The sequence below is a fragment of the Halomonas heilongjiangensis genome, from assembly GCF_002879645.1.
GTDB classification, from domain to species: Bacteria; Pseudomonadota; Gammaproteobacteria; order Pseudomonadales; family Halomonadaceae; genus Halomonas; species Halomonas heilongjiangensis.
This window is the reverse complement of the sequence record NZ_PNRE01000052.1, coordinates 25,550-50,197: the sequence shown is the minus strand read 5'-3', so window position 1 is coordinate 50,197 and position 24,648 is coordinate 25,550. Positions and strand designations below refer to the sequence as shown.

The 24,648-nt window shown below is 67.9% G+C and carries 24 protein-coding genes; 14 read left to right on the top strand and 10 right to left on the bottom strand.

What is annotated here, in order from left to right:
• Nucleotides 1–89 precede the first annotated feature (89 nt).
• From C1H66_RS12120 to C1H66_RS12110, 3 genes are all read left to right on the top strand, one after another.
• A complete protein-coding gene (locus C1H66_RS12120) occupies nt 90–776 on the top strand; it encodes an HAD family hydrolase (protein WP_102628143.1) in 687 nt (228 codons plus the stop codon).
• A 74-nt stretch (nt 777–850) separates the two neighbouring features.
• A complete protein-coding gene (locus C1H66_RS12115) occupies nt 851–1,225 on the top strand; it encodes a translation initiation factor Sui1 (RefSeq protein ID WP_102628142.1) in 375 nt (124 codons plus the stop codon).
• 14 nt (nt 1,226–1,239) lie between these two features.
• The gene (locus C1H66_RS12110; RefSeq protein WP_102628141.1) at nt 1,240–1,647 is read left to right on the top strand and encodes a hypothetical protein; all 408 of its coding nucleotides are present in this window, start codon (nt 1,240–1,242) and stop codon (nt 1,645–1,647) included.
• Here the strand turns inward: C1H66_RS12110 and C1H66_RS12105 are convergent.
• Nucleotides 1,616–2,488, bottom strand: a complete 873-nt coding sequence (locus tag C1H66_RS12105; RefSeq protein ID WP_102628140.1) for an NAD-dependent protein deacetylase — start codon at nt 2,486–2,488, stop codon at nt 1,616–1,618. The two genes, C1H66_RS12110 and C1H66_RS12105, sit on opposite strands and share 32 nt — an antisense overlap.
• Before the next feature lie 98 nt (nt 2,489–2,586).
• On the opposite strand from C1H66_RS12105, the gene C1H66_RS12100 reads away from it, so the two are divergent.
• Nucleotides 2,587–3,498, top strand: coding sequence for a nuclease-related domain-containing protein (locus C1H66_RS12100; RefSeq protein WP_102628139.1), 912 nt, complete (start codon nt 2,587–2,589; stop codon nt 3,496–3,498).
• Here the strand turns inward: C1H66_RS12100 and C1H66_RS12095 are convergent, their stop codons facing one another.
• The 7 genes from C1H66_RS12095 to glnA form a co-directional block, all read right to left on the bottom strand.
• Nucleotides 3,499–4,275: a ribonuclease T2 family protein gene (locus C1H66_RS12095; protein ID WP_102628138.1), complete on the bottom strand. Its 777-nt coding sequence runs from the start codon at nt 4,273–4,275 to the stop codon at nt 3,499–3,501.
• Nucleotides 4,276–4,279: 4 nt separating this feature from the next.
• On the bottom strand, nt 4,280–5,629 hold the full coding sequence (locus tag C1H66_RS12090; protein ID WP_102628137.1) for a deoxyguanosinetriphosphate triphosphohydrolase: 1,350 nt from the start codon (nt 5,627–5,629) through the stop codon (nt 4,280–4,282).
• 64 nt (nt 5,630–5,693) lie between these two features.
• Entirely contained in the window at nt 5,694–7,103 is a 1,410-nt protein-coding gene (gene ntrC, locus C1H66_RS12085) for a nitrogen regulation protein NR(I) (protein ID WP_102628136.1), read from the bottom strand.
• The gene (gene glnL, locus C1H66_RS12080) at nt 7,096–8,139 is read right to left on the bottom strand and encodes a nitrogen regulation protein NR(II) (RefSeq protein WP_102628201.1); all 1,044 of its coding nucleotides are present in this window, start codon (nt 8,137–8,139) and stop codon (nt 7,096–7,098) included. The genes ntrC and glnL overlap by 8 nt, the downstream gene beginning before the upstream one ends.
• Before the next feature lie 288 nt (nt 8,140–8,427).
• Nucleotides 8,428–8,637, bottom strand: a complete 210-nt coding sequence (locus C1H66_RS12075) for a hypothetical protein (RefSeq protein ID WP_146010723.1) — start codon at nt 8,635–8,637, stop codon at nt 8,428–8,430.
• A gap of 63 nt (nt 8,638–8,700) precedes the next feature.
• Nucleotides 8,701–9,273 carry a DUF4124 domain-containing protein gene (locus tag C1H66_RS12070; protein ID WP_102628134.1) on the bottom strand — a complete coding sequence of 191 codons (573 nt, stop codon included), beginning with the start codon at nt 9,271–9,273 and terminating at the stop codon, nt 8,701–8,703.
• 195 nt (nt 9,274–9,468) lie between these two features.
• Nucleotides 9,469–10,875, bottom strand: a complete 1,407-nt coding sequence (glnA, locus tag C1H66_RS12065; RefSeq protein WP_102628133.1) for a glutamate--ammonia ligase — start codon at nt 10,873–10,875, stop codon at nt 9,469–9,471.
• A gap of 555 nt (nt 10,876–11,430) precedes the next feature.
• Here glnA and C1H66_RS12060 point away from each other — a divergent pair.
• A complete protein-coding gene (locus C1H66_RS12060) occupies nt 11,431–11,964 on the top strand; it encodes a glycosyltransferase (protein ID WP_102628132.1) in 534 nt (177 codons plus the stop codon).
• A 42-nt stretch (nt 11,965–12,006) separates the two neighbouring features.
• On the opposite strand, the gene C1H66_RS12055 is transcribed toward C1H66_RS12060, so the two are convergent.
• Nucleotides 12,007–12,597, bottom strand: a complete 591-nt coding sequence (locus C1H66_RS12055) for a helix-turn-helix domain-containing protein (protein ID WP_240618294.1) — start codon at nt 12,595–12,597, stop codon at nt 12,007–12,009.
• Between the two features lie 216 nt (nt 12,598–12,813).
• Here C1H66_RS12055 and tdh point away from each other — a divergent pair, with 216 nt between their 5' ends.
• The 9 genes from tdh (at nt 12,814) to C1H66_RS12010 (ending at nt 23,129) form a co-directional block, all read left to right on the top strand.
• A complete protein-coding gene (gene tdh / locus C1H66_RS12050) occupies nt 12,814–13,842 on the top strand; it encodes an L-threonine 3-dehydrogenase (RefSeq protein ID WP_102628130.1) in 1,029 nt (342 codons plus the stop codon).
• A 1-nt stretch (nt 13,843) separates the two neighbouring features.
• On the top strand, nt 13,844–15,043 hold the full coding sequence (locus tag C1H66_RS12045; RefSeq protein WP_102628129.1) for a glycine C-acetyltransferase: 1,200 nt from the start codon (nt 13,844–13,846) through the stop codon (nt 15,041–15,043).
• A gap of 187 nt (nt 15,044–15,230) precedes the next feature.
• On the top strand, nt 15,231–17,057 hold the full coding sequence (gene typA, locus C1H66_RS12040; protein ID WP_102628128.1) for a translational GTPase TypA: 1,827 nt from the start codon (nt 15,231–15,233) through the stop codon (nt 17,055–17,057).
• A gap of 156 nt (nt 17,058–17,213) precedes the next feature.
• On the top strand, nt 17,214–17,540 hold the full coding sequence (locus tag C1H66_RS12035; protein WP_102628127.1) for a hypothetical protein: 327 nt from the start codon (nt 17,214–17,216) through the stop codon (nt 17,538–17,540).
• Nucleotides 17,541–17,717: 177 nt separating this feature from the next.
• Entirely contained in the window at nt 17,718–19,163 is a 1,446-nt protein-coding gene (locus C1H66_RS12030) for a sodium-dependent transporter (protein WP_102628126.1), read from the top strand.
• 78 nt (nt 19,164–19,241) lie between these two features.
• On the top strand, nt 19,242–20,012 hold the full coding sequence (locus C1H66_RS12025) for an ABC transporter ATP-binding protein (protein ID WP_102628125.1): 771 nt from the start codon (nt 19,242–19,244) through the stop codon (nt 20,010–20,012).
• Between the two features lie 81 nt (nt 20,013–20,093).
• Nucleotides 20,094–20,798 (top strand): ABC transporter ATP-binding protein, encoded by a 705-nt coding sequence (locus C1H66_RS12020; protein WP_102628124.1) that lies wholly within the window; start codon nt 20,094–20,096, stop codon nt 20,796–20,798.
• Nucleotides 20,799–20,826: 28 nt separating this feature from the next.
• Nucleotides 20,827–21,834 carry a branched-chain amino acid ABC transporter permease gene (locus C1H66_RS12015; protein WP_102628123.1) on the top strand — a complete coding sequence of 336 codons (1,008 nt, stop codon included), beginning with the start codon at nt 20,827–20,829 and terminating at the stop codon, nt 21,832–21,834.
• Nucleotides 21,831–23,129: a branched-chain amino acid ABC transporter permease gene (locus tag C1H66_RS12010; RefSeq protein ID WP_102628122.1), complete on the top strand. Its 1,299-nt coding sequence runs from the start codon at nt 21,831–21,833 to the stop codon at nt 23,127–23,129. Before C1H66_RS12015 ends, C1H66_RS12010 begins: the two co-directional genes overlap by 4 nt.
• Nucleotides 23,130–23,245: 116 nt before the next feature.
• Here C1H66_RS12010 and C1H66_RS12005 read toward each other — a convergent pair whose 3' ends face one another.
• The gene (locus tag C1H66_RS12005; RefSeq protein ID WP_102628121.1) at nt 23,246–24,451 is read right to left on the bottom strand and encodes an ABC transporter substrate-binding protein; all 1,206 of its coding nucleotides are present in this window, start codon (nt 24,449–24,451) and stop codon (nt 23,246–23,248) included.
• Nucleotides 24,452–24,648 lie beyond the last annotated feature (197 nt).

The following is a 24,648-nucleotide window of genomic DNA, read 5'->3' as shown; positions in this document are numbered from 1 at the left end:
GGCGCACCAGCCCTCAATGAAAGCCGAGGCCTGCCGATATCAGTGACACTGTTTACTGTCCGTCCATGACCTGCGCGAGATGACCGGCGATGGCATACGCTCCCTGCCTGCTCTTCGATTGTGATGGCACCCTGGTCGACAGCGAACCGCTGCTGGCCGCCGAGATGGCCAACGCCCTGAGTGCCGTCGGCCTGCCCTTCCTCGCCAGCGACTACATGGGCGAATTCCGCGGCACCCGCTTCCGCCATATCGTCGCCGAGCTGCAGAGCCGCCATGGCCAGGTCGACCCCGACCACCTCGAGACCATGGAAGTCGAGATGCGCCGCAACCTGATGCGTCGCCTGGAGACCGAGCTGCTGCCGGTACCCGGTGCCCCCGAGGCCCTCGCCGCCCTGGCCGGCCACCCGATGGCGGTGGTCTCCAACGGCCCGGAAACCAAGATCCGCGCCTCGCTGAAGAGCAGCGGCCTGGCCGAATGCTTCGACGATCGCCTGTTCAGCGGCTACACCGCCAAGTGCTGGAAACCCGACCCCTGCCTCTTTCTGCATGCCGCCAGCGTGATGGGCCATGCGCCGGAAGACTGCGTGGCCATCGATGACTCCATCGTCGGCGTCAGGGCGGCACTGGCGGCCGGCATGACGGTGATCCACCTCAACCGCTACCCGGATGCGGAGGAGACCCCGGAGGGCGCCATCATGATCAGCAGCATGTTCCAGCTGCCGACGATCGTCGCCCGGCTGGTCAAGGCCCGCCGCATGGCCGTCTCGTTTTCCTGAGTGCCCGCACGCCATGCAAGCCGGCGCCGCGGGCGCTATCATCGGGCCGACACTCTCGAAGAAAGGAGCCCGGCATGGCCTCCCTGCAGGACCAGCTTCGCGGCCTGGTGTATTCCACCGAGCATGGCGACATCTGCCCCGACTGCCGCCACCCCCTGGATGACTGCCGCTGTGCCGAGCAGGCCGATGCGGCCCGCCTGGCGGCGCTCGACGGCATCGTGCGTATTCGCCGCGAGACCAGCGGTCGCAAGGGCAAGGGCGTGACCACCGTCTCGGGCGTGCCACTGGCGGAGGCCGAGCTCAAGGCACTGGCCAAGGCACTGAAGAAGCGCTGCGGCACCGGAGGAGCGGTCAAGGAGGGCATCATCGAGATCCAGGGCGACCACCGCGAGGTACTCAAGGCGGAGCTGGAAGGCCGCGGTTTCACCGTCAAGCTGGCCGGCGGCTGAGGAGGGTGCAGACCATGATAGCGACCCGATCCCTGACCCGGCCCCTCGTCATCGCCCTGGGGCTGGTGGCGACACTGGCACTCGCCGGCTGCGCCGGCACACCCGATTTCGAGCTGTTGCGTACCCAAGTGGCACCGGAAGCGCCGCTGTCACCGGCGGCCGATGCCGAGCTGAGGGTGCGCCTCGAGGCCAGCGATGGCAGCGGCACCCTGGCCGAGACCAGCGCCAGCGGGCTCGGGGGCTCTCCCTGGCCGGTGGTGCTGCAGGTCGACCGCCGCGCCCTGGAGCGGGCCGGTGCAGCACGGCTGCATGCGGAACTTCGCGAGGCGGGCCGGGTGACCCACGCCAGCCCGGAACCGGTATCACCGAGCGAGCGGGACGCCGAAGGCGTCATCGAGCTGCCGCTGGCACCGCGCCGCTGAGGGCCGCCACCAGCGCCGAGAGCCCCTCGTCGGCGGGCGCCTCGACCTTGAGTGCATAGAGGTCGTCCGCCCGGGTACGCCCCAGGTTGAGGCAGGCAACCGGCTTGCCGGCTCGGACCGCGGCCCGGGCGAAGCGAAATCCCGAATAGACCATCAGCGACGACCCCACCACCAGCAGGGCCTCGCTGGCGTCGAGCAGCGCCTGGGCCGCCGCCACCGTCGCCTGCGGCACGCTGTCACCGAAGAACACCACGTCCGGCTTCCAGATCCCGTCGCCGCAGCGCGTACAGCTCGGCACCTCGAAGCTCGAGAAGTCCCGCTCCAGGTCGGCATCGCCGTCCGGCCCGACGCTGCCCCCCGTGGTCGCCCAGCGAGGGTTGCAGCGCGCCAGCTCATCATGCAGGACATGGCGCATGCGCCGGGCGTTGCAGTTCATGCAGCGCACCAGGTCGGCCCGCCCGTGCAGGTCGATCACCCGGCGCGATCCGGCCGACTGGTGCAGGCCATCGACATTCTGGGTGATCACCCCCTCCACCAGCCCCATCGCCTCGAGCCGGGCCAGGGCCCGATGGGCCGCGTTGGGCCGCGCCTCGCTGAGCGCGCGGAAGCCCACCAGGGCCCGGGCCCAGTAGCGCTGCCGGGCCGCATGGCTGGTCATGAACCGCTGGTGCTGCATCGGCGGCGAACGCTTCCAATCGCCCCGCTCGTCGCGGTAGTCGGGGATGCCGCTGGCGGTACTGACACCGGCCCCGGTGAGCACCGCCAGGCGCGGGTGGCGCGACACGAAGGCGGTCAGCGCCGCCAGATCGGAGACCCTCGCCGCGGAGAGAGGCTGTTGCATGAAGACACCCTGCCGCTACCGTATGAGTCCCGAGCATGGCCCCGAGGGGGCGAGGTTGTCTAGAATGGGTGGGTCCCCCCCTTGGGCAAGGAAACCCGATGGCCTGGCTGGAATACCTGCTTCCCCTGATCTTCCTCTTCCCCCTGGCCGCCACGGCGGTGATCGTGCTGGCGCTGCGCAACCTGCATGACGCCCGGGTGCGCTCGCCCTTCGATGCCCACACCCTGCGCGAACCGGGCCAGGCACTGCGCGACCGGCTCGATCGCGCCTTCGCCGGGCTCTTCCTCGACGGCGCCCTCGGGCCCATCGTCACCCTGGCGCCGCTGGTCTACGGCATGGGCCGGATGCTCTTCGCCAGCCAGCAGAACTGGATCGAGTGGGCCCTCTACGGGGCGCTCAGCACCGTGCTGGTGCTGGTGTTCTGCCTGCTGCTGATCCGCGACTTCCAGCGTATCCGGCGGCTCAAGCTGGGGCTGGCCTGTGAACTGGCGGTGGGCCAGGAGCTCGAGACGCTGATCCGCCCCGAGGCCCATCCCTACTATGTCTTCCATGATGTCCCCACCGACAGCTACACCATCGACCATGTGGCGGTCACGCCCCACGGGGTCTTCGTGGTCGAGACCCGCGCCCGCACTCGTCCCTTCACCCCCGACGGCCGCGAGATCAACGTGGTCAGCGTAGAGCGCGAGCGCCTGCGCTTCCCGGGCTGGAGCGAGCGCCAGCCGCTGCTGAAGACCCGCCAGGCCACCCGCTGGCTGGCCGCCTGGCTGCAGAAGCGCACCGGCCGGCAGGTGGCGGTGATGGGTGTACTGACACTGCCCGGCTGGGACATCGACACCAGCGGGGCGGCGAGCGACTTGATGGTGATCAGTGGCGAGGACCTCTCGGCCCGACTCATCCGCACCCACCTGGGCGAGATCGACGACGCCACCCACGGCGCCGTGATCGCCGCGCTGCTGGAGCGGGCCGCCCAGCTCGACGACGGGCAGTTGCAGGGCCCATCGATCTGATCAGAACGTCGCGATACGCACCCGCGCCGCACAGCGCCCGCGGTCCTGGCGGGCCAGGCTCCCGGCGGCCGGAAAGTCCGCGAGGCGATCGGTCGCGATGGCGATACGCACCTCGGTCAGCAGGCGATTGCCGCGCCCGCGGCACTCCAGTCGCAGCGCCCGGCCGCTGCCCTCGCCGAAGGCCGCCTCGAAGGCGTGGATCAGGTCGTTGCGCCCTACCTCGCCGCCCTGGTTGAGCGCCACGAAGGCGCCGAAGGCACTCGCGTTGACCGCCTCGACCAGCGCCACGGAAGCGGCGAAGTAGTCCGCCTCGGGAAGGTCGAGGCAGGCGGCATGCTTGGCGAATTGATAGCGCTCCAGGCAGCTGGCACGCCCCGGCATGGCAGCATCGAGGGACTCGTCGAGCGCCTCGGGCAGCTCCAGCGGCGGGTGGGCCCGGCAGAAACTCCCGTCGGCACGTGGCCGCTCGAGGAAGCAGCCCTCCTGCCACCAGCGCCGCCGGTCGACGCCCTGGGCGGCGAAGCGCTCGGGCAGCGAGGGCCACAGGCCATGCAGCACGAAGCCCCGCTCGGCGCCCCGGCGCAGTGCGGGCTCGCGACACTCCCGTGGCGGACGCGAGCGGCTCTCGCAGAACCCGGGGTGCCAGGTCAGCGCCAGGGTGTAGTGTGCGAAGCCTTCGCCCTTGAGCGGGCTCTGCGGTGCGTCGGCCGCGGCGGCTACCGCCAGCAGCAGGATTGCCAGCGCGCCGAGCGTGCGCCGCATCCAGCTCGTCGCCATCGGCTCAGTCCCCCCTCAGCCGCCCGCCCATCTCCTGGGCCAGGTCCACGGCGTAGTGGTCGGTCATGCCACCGATGAAGTCGAGCATGCGCCGGTAGCTGTCGTACAGAGGCCAGGAGGGCCGCGGCGTGTTCTCGCCGATCAGTGCCAGCACCCGCTGGTGCTTGAAGGTGGAGCGGCCGGTGTGGTGCAGCTCATGGGCCGCGCCGATGAAGGCCTCGAGCAGAATCCCCAGCGTCGTGTAGGCGCCGATCTCCAGCTTGGCCTTGCGCTCGTTCTGGAAGATGCGCTCCCGGGCGAGCTGCTTGGCCGCCTTGACGCCCCAGCCCAGGTCCGGGTGGCAGAGTTCCAGCAGGTCCTCCTGCAGGCGCCCGCCCAGCAGCTCCGCCTCGTGCTGGACGAAGACCGCCCCCACGTCGTTCACCGCCCGCTCCATGGCCGCCCCGCGCAGGGCGGCGATGCGCCGCCGCTGGGAGACGCCGTCGCGCTGCATCTCGGCGTAGTCGGGCGGCGCGCCCCCGGCGATCTGGGTCAGCACCTCGGCCACCTCGTCGAAGCGCAGGATGCCCATCTCCAGGCCATCCTCCAGGTCGAGCAGGGCATAACAGATGTCGTCGGCGGCCTCCACCAGCCAGGCCAGCGGGTGGCGGCACCAGCGCCCCTCGCCGCGGGGCAGCAGGCCGAGGCGCTCGGCCACCTCGGCGAGCAGCGCCCGCTCGCTCTGGTAGCAGCCGAACTTGCCGGCCACCCCGCCGTGCTCCACGGTCCACGGATACTTGAGCAGGGTGCCCAGGGTCGCCGTGGTCAGGCGCATGCCGCCGCGAAACTGGTTGTACTCGACCTGGGTGACGATGCGGAAGCCCTGGGCGTTGCCCTCGTAGGTCAGCAGATCCTCGCGCTCGAGCTCGGAGAGCCCCTCGAGCAGCCCGCTGCCATCGGCCTCGGCACGCTTGAACCAGTCGCGGATGGCGTACTCGCCGGCATGACCGAAGGGCGGGTTGCCGATGTCGTGCCCCAGGCAGGCCGCCTGGACGATCACCCCCATGTCCGCCGGGGTGATCCAGTCGGGGAGCCGGTCGCGCAGCAGCTCGCCGACGATCATGCCCAGCGAGCGGCCCACGCAGCCCACCTCCAGCGAGTGGGTCAACCGGGTGTGGATATGATCGTTGTCGGTGAGGGGGTGAACCTGGGTCTTGCGCCCCAGGCGGCGGAAGGACCCGGCGAAGACGATCCGGTCGTGGTCCTTGTGGAAGGGGCTGCGGCCGATCTCGTCGCGGGCCCCGCCGGGGCGTTCGCCACGCTTGTCGTGCAGGCGACTCGGATCGAGCAGCCGCTCCCAGTTCATCTGCGTCATGGGCGGTCTCTCCTTGAGAGCCCCATTCTGGCAGCCCCGGCAGCCGTCGCCCAGCCCGATCGGCTCAGTCGCCGTCGGCCAGCGCCGGCAGCAGCGTCTTGAGCTTTCGCGTCAGGGTATTGCGCCCCCAGCCCAGCAGCTCGGCGGCCTCGCCCTTGCGCCCCCCGGTGTGCTTGAGCGCCGTCTCGATGAGGATCTTCTCGAAGTCCGGCACGGCTTCCTCGAGCAGGTGGGTGTGCCCCGCGGCCAGCGCCCGGTCGGCCCAGTCGCGGAAGGCCGCGCGCCAGTCGCCGGTGGCGGCCTCACCGCCGCCGTCGCGCAGCTCCGGCGGCAGGTCCTCGATCAGCACCTCACGGCCCGAGGCCATCACCGTCAGCCAGCGGCAGGTGTTCTCGAGCTGGCGCACGTTGCCCGGCCAGGAGAGCCGGGTCAGGTGCGCCTCGGCCTCGGCGGTCAGCACCTTGCCGTCGGTCGAGAGCTCCTTGGCCGCCTCGGCCAGGAAGTGGCGTGCCAGCCGCGGGATGTCCTCGCGCCGCTCGGCCAGCTTCGGCAGGTGCACCCGGATCACGTTGAGGCGGTGAAAGAGGTCCTCGCGGAAGCGACCATCGTCCACCAGCGTCTCCAGGTTCTGGTGGGTGGCGGCGATGATCCGCACGTCGACCTTCACCGGGGTGTGGCCACCGACCCGATAGAATTCGCCGTCGGCCAGCACCCGCAGCAGCCGGGTCTGGGTCTCGGCGGGCATGTCGCCGATCTCGTCGAGGAACAGGGTGCCGCCGTTGGCCTGCTCGAAGCGCCCCTGGCGGCTTGCCGTGGCACCGGTGAAGGCGCCCTTCTCGTGGCCGAACAGTTCGGACTCGATCAGGTCCCGGGGAATCGCCGCCATGTTCAGCGCAATGAAGGGCTGACCGGCACGCGGGCTGTGCTGGTGCAGGGCGCGCGCGACGCGCTCCTTGCCGGTCCCCGACTCGCCGTTGATCAGCACCGTGATGTGCGAGTGCGACAGCCGGCCGATGGCGCGGAACACCTCCTGCATCGCCGGCGCCTCGCCGATGATCTCGGCATCGAGCCCCTCGGGCACGCTCACCGGGCGCTTGCGTTCGCGGGCATGGGCCACGGCGCGGCGCACCAGGGCCAGCGCCTCGTCGACGTCGAAGGGCTTGGGCAGGTACTCGAAGGCGCCGCCCTGGTAGGAGGCGACGGCACTCTCGAGGTCGGAATGGGCGGTCATCACGATGACCGGCAGGTCGGGATGGGCCTCGCGCACCCGCGACATCAGGTCCAGGCCATCGATGCCCGGCATGCGGATATCGGTGACCAGCACGTCGGGGGGATCGTCGAGCAGGCGGCCGAGGGCGGTATCGGCGCGCTCGATGCACTCGACCTCCAGGTCGGGCTGGGCCAGGGCGCGCTCCAGCACCCAGCGAATGGCGCGATCGTCGTCGACGATCACGACACGTGCGACATCAGTCATGGCGCTTCTCCAGCGGAATCAGCAATCGGAATTCGGTATGGCCGGGCGAAGAGTCGCACTCGATCAGCCCCTGGTGCTGGTGCAGGATCGACTGGGCGATGGACAGCCCCAGGCCACTGCCGTCGGCCCGTCCCGAGACCATCGGGTAGAACAGCGTCTCGCGCAGCGCCTCGGGGATACCGGGGCCGTTGTCGATGATCGCCACCTCGCAGACCAGCCGGTGGCGTTCGGCGCCCAGGGTGAACTGGCGGCGGGCCCGGGTCCGCAGCACCAGCCGCGGCTCGGGAATGCCGGCCTCGGTCATCGCCTCCACGGCGTTGCGGGCCACGTTGAGCGTCGCCTGGATCATCTGTGCCTCGTCGCCGGCGAGATCGGGCAGGCTGGGGTCGTAGTCACGCTCGATCTCCACCCCGGGCTGCTCGACGGCCAGCAGCGAACGCACTCGCTCCAGCACCTTGTGGATGTTCAGCGGCTCATGGCGGGTCAGCCGGTTGGGGCCGAGCATGGAGTCGACCAGGTCGCGCAGGCGGTCGACCTCCTCGACGATGATATGGGTGAATTCCCTGAGCCCTGGATCGTCGAGGTCACGCTCCAGCAGCTGGGCGGCGCCACGGATGCCGCCCAGGGGGTTCTTGACCTCGTGGGCCAGCCCGCGGGCCAGCACCTTGATGGTCTCCTGGCGGGACAGCAGGGCCTCCTCCCGGGAGATACGCATCAACCGGTCACGCGGCTCGATCTCCAGCAGCAGCTCGTCGGCGCTGAGCGGCGTGACCGTGTAGTCCACCGTGAGCACCTCGCCCCCGACCACCAGCCGCGCCTCACGCTGGGTGAAGGGGTGGAACTCGTTGCGGGCCTTGCCCAGCACCTCGCCGATGCCCTCCTCGCTGCCCACCACGCTGGTGAACTCGATGCCCTCGACCCGGCTCAGGCTGACGGCCAGCAGGGCCTCGGCCGACGGGTTCATCCAGCACAGGCGCAACTGGCCATCCAGCAACAACACGGCCGTGGTCAGGTGCTCCATCAAGCGTTGATACATCGGGCCTTCTCGAATCATGGCGTTGTCCCGCTCACCGTCCATGGAAGGGCAGTGATCCTTCGACTCCCACCGCCCCGTCCGGACATGGCAGGGCGTGTTGCCAATAGCACTGCAAGAAGCGCGCCAGCACCAGAAAGGGCGCCCTGGCGCCGTTTCGGTGCCCTGATGCACCCCCTTAGTGCACCACAATAGTGCATGACACCAGGAGACGCACGAAAGCAGGCCAGACTGTCGCCCCGTTGCACCAGTAGCGGGAATGAAGGCTCGAGGCAGGCGACCGCCGTGGCCTCAGGGGTGATGGGGGGCGATGCGTCGTTGCCTGTCGAAGCGGGGAGGCGGGTGCCGCTTGAATTCGTCACGGACGGGCGAACGGCGCTCGAGGCGACGCCTCTCGCGACGCCGCTCCTGCGGGTCGAGGGATTGGAACTCCAGATCGACGCGGCGGCGAATCCGCTCGGCGCGATCCATGGGATCGACGACCCTGTCGTCACGGGACACGTCACGACAGGGCCTCGGGCTGCCGTCCGGGCACAACGGCCGGGGTGCCCGGCGAAGGGGCAGCTAATCGGGGCGGTTGGGGTTCTGGGGCAGGTTGACGCTGGCCCGCTGCACGTAGAGGGTCACCGGCGAGGTGCGGTGGCGGACTTCACCCCCGGCATCGAGCAGTTCGGCCTGCAACTGATGCTCACCGCGGTCGAGGTTGGTGAGCATGAAGGCGCTGGTGTGCATCGCCGACTGACTGACCTGGCCATTCAGCAGCAGCCGCACCCGGTGGTCCTCGCGCAGCTCGGGCACGATGCCGAGCTCGACCTCGACATTGCCGGCATGGCCGGTGGGCAGCGTCTCCTCATGGGCCGGCGCGAGGATCCGGAAGCTGTCGTAGGGCATGAAGGGCTGCCCCGGCGAGGCCGCCGCGGCACGGCTGCCGTCGACCCGCGGCACGACCTGCTCCTGGCGCACCTCGCGGGAGGGCACCACGGTGAGCGGCGTCAGTTCGACCTCTTCACCGCCGCGTTCGGGATTGTCGGTGAAGGTCACGTTGCCCTGGGCATCGGTGGTGCGGTAGATGGTCTGGGCCTGGGCCGCAAGACTCACCGCGAGCCCGAGCGCCAATACCCCGAGTACCTTGTTCATGCCTCTCCCCCTGCGTCGATGCCGATGTCATCCGGGGACACCGGCCTGGTCGCTCATTTGGGTTGCCCCTGCTGCTTCTTGGATAGTGTACGAAAGAAAGGGGTTCCGCCATGGCGGAACCCCTTTACGGTCAATGCATCAGGCGTCGTCGCACCGTCCGGCCCCGCAGGGCCGGACGGTCGGCCGCACGCCGTATCAGCAGCTGTAGTACATGTCGAACTCGACCGGATGGGTGGACATGCGGATGCGTTCCACGTCTTCCATCTTCAGTTCGATGTAGGCATCGATCATGTCGTCGGTGAAGACGCCACCCTCGGTGAGGAAGGCACGATCGGCGTCCAGCGCCTCCAGGGCCTGATCCAGGCTGTTGGCCACGGTCGGCACGGCCTTGCCCTCTTCCGGCGGCAGGTCATAGAGGTTCTTGTCCATGGCATCGCCAGGATGGATCTTGTTCTTGATGCCATCGATGCCGGCCATCAGCATCGCCGCGAAGCACAGATAGGGGTTGGCGGTCGGGTCCGGGAAGCGGCACTCGACGCGCTTGCCCTTGGGGCTGGCGGTGTAGGGAATGCGGATGGAAGCGGAACGGTTGCGGGCGCTGTAGGCCAGCATCACCGGCGCCTCGAAGCCCGGCACCAGACGCTTGTAGGAGTTGGTGGAGGCGTTGGTGAAGGCGTTCAGCGCACGGGCATGCTTGATGATGCCACCGATGTAGTAGAGCGCCATCTCGGAGAGACCGGCGTACTCGTCACCGGCGAACTGGTTGACGCCGTCCTTCCAGAACGACTGGTGGACGTGCATGCCGCTGCCGTTGTCGCCGACCAGCGGCTTGGGCATGAAGGTGGCGGTCTTGCCATAGGCGTGCGCCACGTTGTGCACGACGTACTTCATCTCCTGAAGCTCGTCGGCCTTCTTCACCAGGGTGTTGAACTTGACGCCGATCTCGTTCTGGCCGGCGTTGGCCACCTCGTGGTGATGCACCTCGACGCTCTGGCCGATGGCCTCCAGGGTGTTGCACATGGCGCCACGGATGTCGTGGAAGCTGTCCACCGGGGGCACCGGGAAGTAGCCACCCTTGACCCGCGGGCGGTGCGCCAGGTTGCCGCCCTCGACCTGGCGGTCGGTGGCCCAGGCACCTTCTTCGGAGGAGATCTTGTACATGGCGCCTTCGATGTCGGCCTTCCAGTGCACCTCGTCGAAGATGAAGAACTCGGGCTCCGGGCCGAAGAAGGCGGTATCGCCCAGGCCGCTGGACTGCAGGTAGGCCTCGGCCCGCTTGGCGATGGAGCGCGGGTCACGCTCGTAGCCCTGCATGGTAGCCGGCTCGATGATGTCACAGCGCAGCACCAGGGTGGCATCTTCGGTGAAGGGGTCGAGGAAGGCGGTACCGTCTTCCGGGCGCAGGATCATGTCCGACTCGTTGATTCCCTTCCAGCCGGAGATGGAAGAGCCGTCGAACATCTGCCCGTTCTCGAAGAACTCCTCGTCGACGTCACGGGACGGAATGGTGACGTGCTGCTCCTTGCCTTTGGTGTCGGTGAAGCGCAGGTCGACCCACTTGACGTCATGTTCTTCGATCAGGGCGAGAGTCTTGGCAGACATGTTGTCCTCCACTGTGAGCTTGGCTCGATATGTTGGGATGATGATCCACTGGCGCTGGTCGTCCCAGCGAGAGTTTTAGCACGTCGCAGGCCTACTGCCCACGACCGCCATGCGCGAACATGGCACTGGCCAAATCAATGCAGACAGCGTGCCAGAATTGCACCAGCATGGCGTGGGCAAATAGCAACCAGACGATTTCATTGAATATTTTTCCGAATCACGGAGCACGCCTCTGCACCAAGACAGCCACGCCCGCCCAGCAGAAGCCCCTTGAGCCCCCTCACAGGCACCAAATTGGCGCACAAAAGCACCCATGCGCACCAACATGGGGCGAGGCGCATTCCCAGCCGAAGCTGCCTTCTTCTGATGCCGCGGCTCATGCGACGACAGGGCAGAACTCCTGCTCGCTCTTCAGGATTTCCACCCAGAAAACACATTGATACGTTCAACAACCAAAAACTACACTCTATTACATGAAGGCACCGGTCAGGGAACGCCCGCGTTTCGACCCCGGCGCCATGGCATGGTGTCCAGCCCAGCGGAGCGCGCCCGAGCATGTTCGCCTGCAGCATTTTCCTCGATGCCCGCGCCACGGGCACCGTACTCCCTCGACGCCTGGCGGCTCTCCACAAGCTGCTGAAAGGCCGGGACGGTCGTATCGAGCTGTTGCTGGTCGACGACACCGGTGATCCGCGGCTACCGGGCCTCGCCTCTCGCTTCGGCGCCCGCCTGCTACCCCGCGAGGACGGGCCGTTGGGCGACCGCCTCAATGCCGCGGTGGCGCGCAGCCAGGGGGCGGTGCTGGTCTTTCTCGCGTCGGCCCTGCCCCTTCCTGCCGACTGGCTCGACGCGGTTGCCGAAGGGCTCGAGCATCACCGCTGGGATGTCCTGGTCTTGCCCGCACGGCCCCGCGGCCCGGCGCCCCGCCTCTGGCGATGGCTAAGCCGCTCGTCCCCCGCCGATACCCTGTGCGTGGCCCGGGAATGGTTCGACCGTATCGGCGGTTTCGACCCCTCCCTGGACGCCAAGGCCCTCCCCGAGCTGCTGGAGCGGCTGCACGCCTGCCAGGCTCGGGTCCAGTACCGATGAGGCTGACGCCGCGGCAGCGTCGGCGGGCGGCATGCACGGCCATCACTGATAGGTCACGACCAGGAAGCCCACCAGTTCCTCGTCGCTGATGTTCTCGATGGTGTGTTCCTGGTCGGCATGGTAGTGGGCCGAATCGCCGGGACTCAACGCACAGCGATTGTCGCCGGCCTGCACCCGGGCACAGCCTCGGGTGATCGTCAGCAGCTCGCGGGTGCCCTCGAAGTGCGGCGCGCTGTGCAGCCGGGCACCGGGCGCGATGCGCAGTTCGTAGAACTCCACGCTCTTCTCCAGATGCAGCGGGGACAGCGTGCGGATCCGGCACTCCTGGTCGTCACGAAACATCTGGTTGGCATCGTCACTGCGCACGATCTCGATCCGCGAGGCGGTCCAGGGCTGATCCACCAGGTCGCCGATGTTCAGGCCGAAGGCCTGGGCGATGCGCAGGGTCACCGCCAGGGTAGGGTTGGCCCGGCCACGCTCGATCTGGCTGAGCATCGAGCGGCTGACCCCCGAGGCGGCCGCCAGCTGCTCCAGGGTCAGGTTGCGTTTCTTGCGCAGCTCGGTCACGCGGCTGGAGAGCACCTGGCTGCCCGTCTCGCCGTGCTGATCCCGAGAGACTGTTCTACCGTTCAATCAAGGCACCTCTTGCTCGTGCGGCGCTTGCCTCATGCCGCAGGGTCTCGTGTCCGCAAGGCGCGGGCTCGTTCACGACGGAAATCCACTATGCAAGAAAATATTCTTGTATGTGATACTTATTCTGCGATACTGGAAACTGTTCCTTCATACTAAACGCCTTGCGACGGATTGCCAGGGCCCTGACGCACACACATCCAGGAAGGGGGTAGGGTCATGAAAGCACTGATCAAGCGAGAGGCCGCACCGGGCCTGTGGCTGGAGGAGGTCCCCGACCCCGAGATCGGCATCAACGACGTGCTGATCCGGGTCAAGCGCACCGCCATCTGTGGCACCGACGTGCACATCTACAACTGGGACAGCTGGGCGCAGAAGACCATCCCCGTGCCCATGGTGGTGGGCCATGAGTTCGTCGGCGAGATCGTCGAGGTCGGCTCCAACGTCAACGACTTCCATCCGGGGCAGACCGTCTCCGGTGAGGGCCACGTGGTCTGCGGGCGCTGCCGCAACTGCCTGGCCGGCCGCCGCCACCTGTGCGCCCATACCAGTGGCGTGGGGGTCAACCGCCCCGGCGCCTTCGCCGAGTACGTGGCCCTGCCGATGTCCAACGTCTGGGAGCACAAGCCGGGTATCGACCTCGACGTGGCCGCGCTGTTCGATCCGCTGGGCAATGCCGTGCATACCGCCCTGCAGTACGACCTGCTCGGCGAGGACGTGCTGATCACCGGCGCCGGGCCGATCGGTGCCATGGCCGCGGCGGTGTGCCGCCATGCCGGTGCGCGCCACGTGGTGGTCACCGACCTCAACCCGGGGCGCCTCGAACTGGCCAAGCGCCTGGGCGCCACTCGCACCGTGGACGTGCGCCACGAGAAGCTCCCCGACGTGCAGCGTGAACTGGGGCTCTCCGAGGGCTTCGACGTGGGCCTTGAGATGTCCGGCAGCCCCGCCGCCTTCCGCGACATGCTGGCCAACATGTGCCACGGCGGCAAGGTGGCCATGCTCGGCATTCCCACCGAGGAGATCGCCATCGACTGGAACACCGTGATCTTCAACATGCTGACGCTGAAGGGGATCTACGGCCGCGAGATGTACGAGACCTGGTACAAGATGTCGGTGATGGTCGAATCCGGGCTCGACATCTCGCCGGTGATCACCCATCGCCTGCCCTACACCGAGTTCCAGCGCGGCTTCGATGCCATGCTGAGCGGGGAAGCGAGCAAGGTCGTTCTCGACTGGGAGTCATGACATGTACGGATCCTTTCAACAGCACCTGCGCGATGAGCTCGACGCCATCGACGCGGCCGGGCTCTACAAGCACGAGCGCCAGCTGACCACCCCCCAGGGGGCCCATGTCGGCATCGATGCCGGCCAGGAGGTGCTCAACCTCTGCGCCAACAACTACCTGGGCCTGGCCCAGCACCCGGCGGTCAACGCCGCCGCCGCGGAGGGCCTCGCACGGTGGGGCTACGGCATGGCCTCGGTGCGCTTCATCTGCGGCACCCAGACCCTGCACAAGCAGCTGGAGCACAAGCTCAGCGAGTTCCTCGGCACCGAGGACACCATCCTCTACCCCTCCTGCTTCGACGCCAACGGCGGGCTGTTCGAGACCCTGCTCGGGCCGGAAGATGCGGTGATCTCCGACGAGCTCAACCACGCCAGCATCATCGACGGCGTACGGCTCTCGAAAGCCAGGCGCTACCGCTATCGCAACAGCGACATGGCCGACCTGGAAGCGCAGCTCCAGGCCGCCGACCGCGACGGGGCCCGCTTCAAGCTGATCACCACCGACGGCGTGTTCTCCATGGACGGCTACATCGCCCGGCTCGACGAGATCTGCGACCTGGCCGAGCGCCATGGCGCCCTGGTGCACTTCGACGACTGCCACGCCACCGGCTTCCTCGGCGAGGGCGGACGCGGCACGCACGAGTACCGCGGCTGCATGGATCGTATCGACATCACCACCGGCACCCTGGGCAAGGCACTGGGCGGCGCCAGCGGCGGCTACACCAGCGGCAAGCGCGAGGTGGTCGAGCTGCTGCGCCAGCGCTCACGCCCCTACCTGTTCTCCAACACCGTCGCGCCGCCGGTGGTGGCCGGCGCCCTGAAGGCGCTGGAGCTGGCCTCCGAGTCCGCTGAACTGCGCCGCCGGCTCAAGGACAACACCGCCTTCTTCCGCGAGGGGCTCGAGCGGCTCGGCTTCGAGCTGCTGCCCGGCGAGCATCCCATCGTGCCGGTGATGCTGCACGACGCCGCCGTCGCCGGCCGCTTCGCCGAGGCCATGCTCGAGGAGGGCATCTACGTCACCGCCTTCTCCTACCCCGTGGTCCCCAAGGGCAAGGCGCGCATCCGCACCCAGATGTCCGCCGCCCTGACCCGCGACGACCTGGAGTTCGCCCTGGCGGCCTTCGGCCGGGTCAAGCAGCGCCTGGCCATCGACGGCGGCTGACCCCGCGACTCCGCCCCCTCGGTGGGGCGGGGCGTTTTTCCTCGGCAGCGACATTTTCGGCCATCGCCAAGCCACTGAATTCCCGTGCCCCGGCCCTCGTGTCGCACGATTCACGCCGACAGAGCTGGTAGGGGCCACCGCCCTGGCTCTATAATGCGTCCCCACTTTTTCCCAGCAGGATCGCGTCGTGATCGAGAAACTTCGCAACATTGCCATCATCGCCCACGTCGACCACGGCAAGACCACCCTGGTCGACAAGCTGCTCAGCCAGTCCGGCACCCTGGACCGCAAGGCCGAGGGGCAGGAGCGCATCATGGACTCCAATGACCAGGAGAAGGAACGCGGCATCACCATCCTGGCGAAGAACACCGCGATCCGCTGGGAAGACGCCTCCGGCACCCCCTATCACATCAACATCGTCGACACCCCGGGACACGCCGACTTCGGCGGCGAGGTCGAGCGCGTCATGTCCATGGTCGACTCGGTACTGCTGCTGGTCGATGCCGTCGACGGCCCCATGCCGCAGACCCGCTTCGTGACCCAGAAGGCCTTCGACCAGGGCCTCAAGCCGATCGTGGTGGTCAACAAGATCGACCGCCCGGGCGCGCGCGCCGACTGGGTCGTCGACCAGATCTTCGACCTGTTCGACAACCTCGGCGCCACCGACGAGCAGCTCGACTTCCCGATCATCTACTGCTCGGCCCTCAACGGCATCGCCGGCATGGACCCCGAGGCGCTGGCCGACGACATGAGCCCCATGTTCCAGGCCATCGTCGACATCGTCGAACCGCCCAAGGTCGAGCTCGACGGCCCCTTCCAGATGCAGATCTCCGCACTGGACTACAACAGCTACGTCGGCGTCATCGGCCTCGGCCGCATCAAGCGCGGCGCGGTCAAGCCCAACCAGCAGGTCGTGATCGTGGGGACCGACGGCCAGACCCGCAAGGGCAAGGTCGGCCAGGTGATGACCCACATGGGCCTGGAGCGCGTGCAGACCGACGAGGCCACCGCCGGCGATATCGTCTGCATCACCGGCATCGACAACCTGTCGATCTCCGACACCCTCTGCGATCCGGCCGCCGTCGAGGCCCTGCCGCCGCTGTCCGTGGACGAACCCACCGTCTCCATGACCTTCCAGGTCAACGATTCACCGTTCGCCGGCAAGGACGGCAAGTTCGTCACCAGCCGCAATATCAAGGACCGCCTCGACCAGGAGCTGATCCACAACGTGGCACTGCGCGTCGAGCAGGGCGAGACGCCGGAGAAGTTCAAGGTCTCCGGCCGCGGCGAGCTGCACCTCTCGGTGCTGATCGAGACCATGCGCCGCGAAGGCTTCGAGCTGGCCGTGGGTCGCCCCGAGGTGATCATCCGCGAGATCGACGGCGTCAAGCAGGAGCCCTACGAGGAAGTCATCATCGACTGCGAGGAGCAGCACCAGGGCGCCATCATGGAGGAGCTCGGCTACCGCAAGGGCGAGCTGACCAACATGAACCCCGACGGCAAGGGCCGGGTGCGCCTGGACTTCATGATCCCGGCGCGCGGCCTGATCGGCTTCCGCGGCCAGTTCATGACCCTGACCTCGGGCACCGGCATCCTCACCAGCCGCTTCGACCACTACGGCCCGCTCAAGCCCGATGCCTCCATCGAGCGGCGCAACGGCGTGCTGGTCTCCATGGTCCCCGGCAAGGCGCTGGCCTACGCCCTCTACGCCCTGCAGGAGCGCGGCAAGCTGATCATCGACCACGCCACCGAGGTCTACGAAGGCATGCTGGTGGGCATCAACAGCCGCGCCAACGACATGGTGGTCAACCCCACCAAGGGCAAGAAGCTCGATAACATGCGCGCCTCGGGCAACGACGAGAACATCGTGCTGACGCCGCCGGTGAAGTTCACCCTGGAGCAGGCCATCGAGTTCCTCGACTCCGACGAGCTGGTCGAGGTCACCCCCAACCATATCCGCCTGCGCAAGAAGCACCTCACCGAGAACGAGCGCAAGCGCGCCAGCAAGAAGTAACGCTGGATACCCCGATAGGCCCGCCTCCCCGGCGGGCCTTTTGCTGTGCCCTACCGTAAGCGACGCCCCCTTGGCATTCCCGTCTGCTCGGCTAGGCTCAGGGAAGCGGGGTCGCATGGCCACCGCACGCCATCCGCCAGCAGAGGAGACCGCGTCATGCACAAGCATGTGGACTGGGACGACCCCGGTGCCGACAGCGTCATGCACCACTTCGAACGGGACCCCGCGGGCCACTCCGACCCGGGGCCCGGCGACATCCTCTCGGCCCGTCACGAGGGCGCCATCGTGCGGGTCAGGGTCGAGGCCTACGTCGACGGCACCAGCATCGGCGAGGTAGTCGCCATCATCGCCCTGGGCAACGGCCGGCGCATGAAGTCCCACGGCAAGCTCGCCCTGGGCGACACCGTGCGCCTGCCCGACGCCAGCCGTGCCCTGGAGCCGCATCGCGAGACCCGCGAGGGCGATGATGACGCACAGGACTGATCCCCGGGGCGATACCATAGCGTGCCCTTAACGCACCCTAAACGATCGGCCACTAGTCAGGCGCCCGGGTAATGCCGCAAAGTTGCGCCAACGTCGGGGCATGCCCCGCTGCGGAACGCTCCGGCCCACGAGGCCACCCCAGGGCCCACAAGGCCGATCAGGACACCCGGAATCCTCATGAGCACGCACAACGTCTGGACACACAAGGGCACCTTCCTGCTGGCCGCCGTCGGCTCGGCGGTGGGGCTCGGCAATCTATGGCGCTTTCCCTACCTCACCGGCGAGAACGGCGGCGGCGCCTTCATCCTGGTCTATGCCCTGACCATCTTCGCCGTCGGCATCCCGATCCTGATCGCCGAGACCATGCTCGGACGCAACAGTCGCCGCAGCCCGATCATGGGCATGCGCCACCTGACCGTGACCCACCGCACCTCCCGGGCCTGGGAGTCGATCGGCTGGCTGGGCGCCACCTCGGCGTTCCTGATTCTCAGTTTCTATTCGGTGATCGCCGGCTGGGCGCTCCACTACACCTGGCAGATGCTCACCGGCTCGCTCGCCGGGGCCGATGCCGAGACCATCGGCGCCGGCTTCGATGCCCTGCTCGCCTCGCCGGGCCTGCTGACCCTCTACCACACCCTGTTCATCATCGCCTCCGGCCTCATCGTCGGCATGGGCATCCACAAGGGCATCGAGAGCAGCCTGCGCATCATGATGCCCTCGCTGTTCGTGATCCTGCTGGTGGTGCTCGCCTATGGCATCGCCAACGGCGACTTCGGCGCCGCGGCCAGCTTCCTGTTCACCTTCAACATTGCCGACCTGAGCCTCGAGGGCTGGCTGCAGGCCATGGGCCAGTCGTTCTTCACCCTGAGCCTCGGCATGGGCGCGATCATGGCCTATGGCGCCTACATGTCCAGCGAGGCCTCGCTGACCCGCACCGCCATCGCCATCGCCATCGTCGACACCGCCGTGGCCATGGTCGCCGGCCTGGCGATCTTCTCGCTGGTGTTCGGCGCCGACCTGGCCCCGGGGCAGGGCCCCGGCCTGATGTTCGTCACCCTGCCGCTGGCCTTCGCCGAGATGCCCTTCGGTGCGCTGATCGGCGGCGTCTTCTTCATCCTGGTGCTGGGGGCGGCGATCAGCTCCTCGATCTCGCTGATCGAGCCGGTGGCCGCCTACCTGGTCGAGCGCTTCGACCTGACCCGCCCCCAGGCGGTGTTCGCCATGGTGGTGGCCAGCTGGGCACTGGGCCTGCTCACCGTGGTCAGCTTCAACCTCTGGGCCGAGGGCTCGCTGTTCCACGCCCTGTTCGGCCGCAGCGCCTTCGACTTCATCGAGCTGCTCACCAACATCTTCATGCCGCTGGGCGGCCTGCTGATCGCCCTGTTCGCCGGCTGGGCCCTGACCCCCTCCGAGGTGATGAAGGAGATGCGCACCAGCGAGACCTGGTTCACCGCCTGGCGCTTCCTGGTGCGCTTCGTGGCCCCGGCGGCGGTCTCCTTCGTGTTCCTGCGCACCATCCCGCAGGTCGACGGCTACCTGATCCCGACCATCGGCGCCCTGGTGATCGTCGGCGCCTTCGCCGCCGGCCGCACCTTCCTGACGGAGAGCAGCCAGGAACAGTGATCCGTCATGCCTGCGGTACGACAGCGACGCCCGGGTAGCGGACTCCGGGCTCGCCACAGAACAACAACGGAGCCGGTCATGGCAGCCATCATCGACGTTCGACACGTGCACAAGGCGTTCGGCGGCCTCAAGGTCATCGACGACTGCTCGCTCCGGGTGGAGGAGGGCTCGATCACCGGGCTCATCGGCCCCAACGGGGCCGGCAAGTCCACCCTGTTCAACATCATCGCCGGCGCCCTGCCGCTGGACAGCGGCCAGGTGCTGTTCGACGGCGAGGACATCACCGGCCTGCCCGCCAACACGCTCTTCCACAAGGGGCTGCTGCGCACCTTCCAGATCGCCCACGAATTCTCCCAGTTGACGGCGCTGGAGAACCTGATGATGGTGCCGTCCTCCCAGGCCGGCGAGAGTCTCTTCGATGCCTGGTTCAAGCCCGGCCTGGTGCGTCGGCAGGAAGACGAGGTGCGCCGCAAGGCGCTCGAGGTCGTCGACTTCATCGGCCTGCACCAGGTGCGCAATGAACTGGCCGGCAACCTCTCCGGCGGCCAGAAGAAGCTCCTCGAGCTCGGCCGCACCATGATGACCGACGCCAGGATAGTACTGCTCGACGAGATCGGCGCCGGGGTCAACCGCACCCTGCTGGGCGACCTGATGGGCAACATCGAGCGCCTCAACCGCGAACTCGGCTACACCTTCCTGGTCATCGAGCACGACATGGACATGATCGCGCGGCTCTGCAACCCGGTGATCGTGCTGGCCCAGGGCAGCGTGATGGTCGAGGGCACCATCGCCGAGATCCGCAACGACCCCCGGGTGATCGAGGCCTACTTCGGTTCCCGCGTGGCCTGAAGGGCGCCGGCGCCGCCTGACGGCCTCCCCAGGGCGATCCCCCCGGACAACAACAAGACAGACAGGACGCAGGGAACATCGATGCCACTACTCGAAGCACGCGACGTCTACGGCGGCTACGGCGGCATGAACATCCTCAACGGGGTGAACTTGGCGATCGAGGCCGACGAGATCGGCGTGATCGTCGGCCCCAACGGCGCCGGCAAGTCGACCATGCTCAAGGCCGTGTTCGGCCTGCTCGCCGTCAGCCAGGGCGAGATCCTGCTGCGCGGCGAGCCGATCCACAACCTGCCGGCCAACAAGCTGGTGCAGAAGGGCATGGGCTTCATCCCCCAGGAGCACAACGTCTTCCCGAGCCTGACGGTGCAGGAGAACCTGGAGATGGGGGCCTACCTCAAGCCCGAGAACGTCAAGCGCATGCTCGAGGAGGTCTACGCGTTCTTCCCGCCGCTCCGCGACAAGCGCCACCAGAGCGCCGGCGAACTCTCCGGCGGCCAGCGCCAGATGGTCGCCATGGGCCGGGCGCTGATGGCCGAGCCCAGCCTGCTGCTGCTCGACGAGCCCACCGCCGGCCTCTCGCCGCTCTACATGAACGAGATCTTCGAGCGCGTGAAGGAGATCAATGCCGCCGGCGTCGGCATCCTGATGGTGGAACAGAACGCCAAGCAGGCGCTGGCCATCGCCGACAAGGGCTTCGTGCTGGCCGCCGGCCAGAACCGCTTCACCGACACCGGCGCCGCCCTGCTGGCCGACCCCGAGGTCGCCAGAAGCTTCCTGGGTGGCTGAACGCCGATCCTAGCGTGGAGAGAACGCCTTGAACGAACTGGTCTTCTTCATCAACAACGTGATCGTCGCCGGCAGCGTGACCGGCTCGATCTACGCCATCGGGGCCGTCGGCGTGACGCTGATCTTCAGCATCATGCGCTTCGCCCACTTCGCCCATGCCGACATGATGACCTTCGGCGCCGCCATGGTGCTGCTGCTGACCCTGGCCTTTCCCGGTGTCGGCAGCGCCGTGGGGCTGCCCACCGCCGTCGTGATGCTGCCGCTGGCCATGGCGCTCACCGCCCTGCTGGCCGTGGGCGTCGACCGCGCCTTCTACAAGCCGCTGCGCGCCCATGGGGTCAAGCCGATCGTCATGGTGATCGCCTCGCTGGGCGTGACCCTGATGCTGCAGGGGGTGATCCGGCTGTTCGCCGGCACCAGCGGCCGGAGCCTCTACATCGGCGAGCGCAAGGAGATCTACCGGCTCGAGCTGCCCTTCGAGGCGATCACCCGCCCGGTGATCGTCACCGAACCGCAGGTGATCCTCTTCGTGCTGACCATTGCCGCGGTGGTCGGGCTGCACCTCTTCCTCAGTCGCTCGCGGCTGGGCAAGGCGATGCGCGCCATGTCCGACAACCCCGACCTGGCCCTGGCCTCGGGCATCAACACCAACACCATCGTGGCGGTGACCTGGGTGATCGCCGGGAGCCTGGCCGCCATCGCCGGCACCCTGCTGTCGCTGGACGTGACCTTCAAGCCCGACCTGAGCTTCTTCCTGCTGCTGCCGATCTTCGCCGCGGCCATCGTCGGTGGCGTGGGCCACCCCTATGGGGCCATCGCCGGCGGCTTCGTGGTCGGCTTCGCCGAGACGCTCGCGGTGTTCAACTGGACGGTGCTGCTGCGCCCCTTTCAGCAGCACTTCCCCGGGTGGCTGGAGCTGCCGCGCAACCTGGCCTTCGTCGGCACCGAGTACAAGATCGTGGTGCCCTTCTTCATCCTGGTCGCCATCCTGGTGTGGCGCCCCACCGGACTCTTCAAGGGCAAGGTGATCACATGACCGACACGCCCCGATCCCAGCCCCCCGCCCGCCGCTTCCCGCGGCGCGAGGTGATCCTGTTCGCCGCCCTGCTGGTGGCCGTGCTGGGCGTCTACGCCATGATGGGCGTCGCCTACAGTACCCGCATGCTGGTGGAAGCCGCCTGCTACGCCATCCTGGCGCTGGGGCTGACCATCCAGTGGGGCTATGCCGGCCAGTTCAACGCCGGGGTGATGGGCTTCGTCGCCCTGGGCGGCTTTGCCGCCATGTTCTTCAGCATACCGGTCAACGACGCCTTCTGGGACAGCGAGCTGCCCGGCGAGCTCGGCCTGGCGCTGCTCTATCTGCTCGGTGCCGCCCTGGTGGTCTATGGCGCCACCAAGCTCGACCGCCTCGGCGTGCCGAAACGGCTGCGCACGGTGATCGCCATCGTGCTGGCGGTGGTGCTGTATCTCGCGGTGATCAGCGTGCTGCGCGGGGTCACCGGCGAGATCGAGTCGCGCGCCGGCTTCATCGGCGGCCTGGGCCTGCCGGCCTGGACCGGCTGGATCGTCGGCGGGATGCTGGCCGGCGGCATCGGCTACTTCATCGGGCATATCTGCCTGGGACTGCGCAGCGACTATCTGGCCATCGCCACGCTCGGCATCGCCGAGATCATCAAGGCCTTCCTCAAGAACTCCGACTGGCTGACCCGCGGCACCGCCACCGTCTCGCCGCTGCCCTGGCCGACCCCCGGCGCCGGCGACCTCGGCTTCGTGTTGTCCCGCTCACTCTACCTGTCGGTCACCGCGGTGATGATCGCGGCGATCTTCTTCCTGCTGCACCGCGCCTATCACGCCCCCTGGGGCCGCATGATCCGCGCCATCCGCGACAACGAGGTCTCCGCCGCGGCCATGGGCAAGGACATCAACCGTCGCCGCCTGGAGATCTTCGTGCTCGGCTGCATCCTGATGGGCATCGGCGGGGCGGCGCTGACCAGCTTCAACGGCATCTTCGACCCCCAGGGTTTCCTGCCGCTCAACCACACCTTCCTGGTGCTGGTGATGGTGATCCTCGGCGGGCCGGGCAACAACCTCGGCACCATCTTCGGCGCCGTGGCGGTCTACCTCATCTGGATCATGTCCGAGCCGCTGGCACTCTTCCTGATGCAGCTGGCCGTCAGCTTCGGCGAGGGCGTCTTCGGCTGGGATGCCCCCGGCCACCTGGGAAGCCGCGCCCTGCAGGCCCGGGTATTCGTGATCGGCCTGCTGATCACCCTGGTGCTGCGCTTCGCACCCAAGGGGCTGTTGCCGGAGAAGGTCCGGCACCACGGGTAGCGAGTACGGAGTTATGCTCGCGTCACAACGCTGCACTCTCTACATGATGGCTGTATGAATAAAGGCCTCGGCAATGCCGAGGCCTCTCTGGTGACGAGGACTGGATCGGTCAGCGATCAGGGCTCGATGAAGCCCCGGCTGACGAAGGCGCCCCCCTCGACCGCCATCTCGACCACCACGCCGGGCACGTCGCCGTTCTCGTCGAACTCGTGGCTGCCGGAGGCGCCCTCGTAGTTGATCTCGGTGCCGGCGGCGATCAGCTCCACGGCCTTCTCCCACTCGCCGGGCAGGACCATCTCGCCGGGGGCGGAAGAGACGCTGCGCAGCGCCTCGGCGAGCCCCGCACGCTCGGCGCTGCCGTTCTGCTCGATGGCCAGGGCCAGCAGGAAGGCGGCATCGTAGGCCTGGGCGGCGAACACCGCGCTGGGGTCGAAGCCGGCCGCCTCGGCGGCCTCGTTGAAGATCTCGGTTCCCGGCAGGTCGGGGCTGCCCGGGCGGGTGGCGATCATGCCCTCGAGCACGTCGGCACCGACCGCCTCGACCAGCCTGTCGCCCACCATGCCGTCGGCGCCCACGTACTGGGTGAACATGCCGCCCTCGTAGGCCTGGCGCAGCACCGTCTGGCCGGAGCCGTCGGCATAGGCCAGCACCACCAGGGTCTCGGTGCCGGTGGCCGACAGCGAGCCCAGTTCCGAGCGGTAGTCGGCACGGCCATCCTCATGGGCCAGGTTCTCGGCCACCAGGCCGCCGCCGGCCTCGAAGGCCTCGCCGAAGGCATCCGCCAGGCCCCGGCCATAGTCGTTGTTGACGTAGGTGACCGCCACCTCCTCGATGCCCTGGTCGAGCAGCAGCTTGGCCAGCATCTCGCCCTGGAAGGCGTCGGAGGGCACGGTGCGGAACACCAGGTCGTTGTCGTCGAGCTCGCTCACCGCCGGGGCCGTGGAAGCCGGCGAGACCATCACCACGCCGCCGGGGATCGCCGCGTTGTTGGCCGCGGCGATGGTCGCCCCGGTGCACAGCGCCCCGACGATGGCGGTGACCTGCTCGGTGTTGACCATGCGGTCCGCCGCATTGGTCGCCGCCGAGGCGTCGGCACAGGTGGTATCACCGCTGGGCATCACCAGTTGCTGACCGCCCAGGATGCCGCCCTGCTCGTTGATCTGCTGTACCGCCAGCTGGGCGCCCTCGTAGATCGGCGGCGTCAGGCTCTCGATCGGCCCCGTGAAGCCGCCCAGGAAGCCGATCTTCACTTCGGCCTGGGCCGCTCCGGCCAGGGCCAGGGCGGAGGCCGCCACGGCCGTCACCAATACACGCTTCTTCATGGTGGTTCCCCTTCGTATGACTGCGTACATGATTGAAATTGTAGCGGGTGCACTGGAGTACGTGAGGATTCCGCGCACCGCGCAACGCAGCGATTTGCCCGCGCAGGCCTTTGTACAGCGTTTTCTAAATCTGGAAGGCAACGGCCCAAAATACAAGCTCTCGCTACCAACGTTAGGCCGCCCCGATGCCCCGCCAC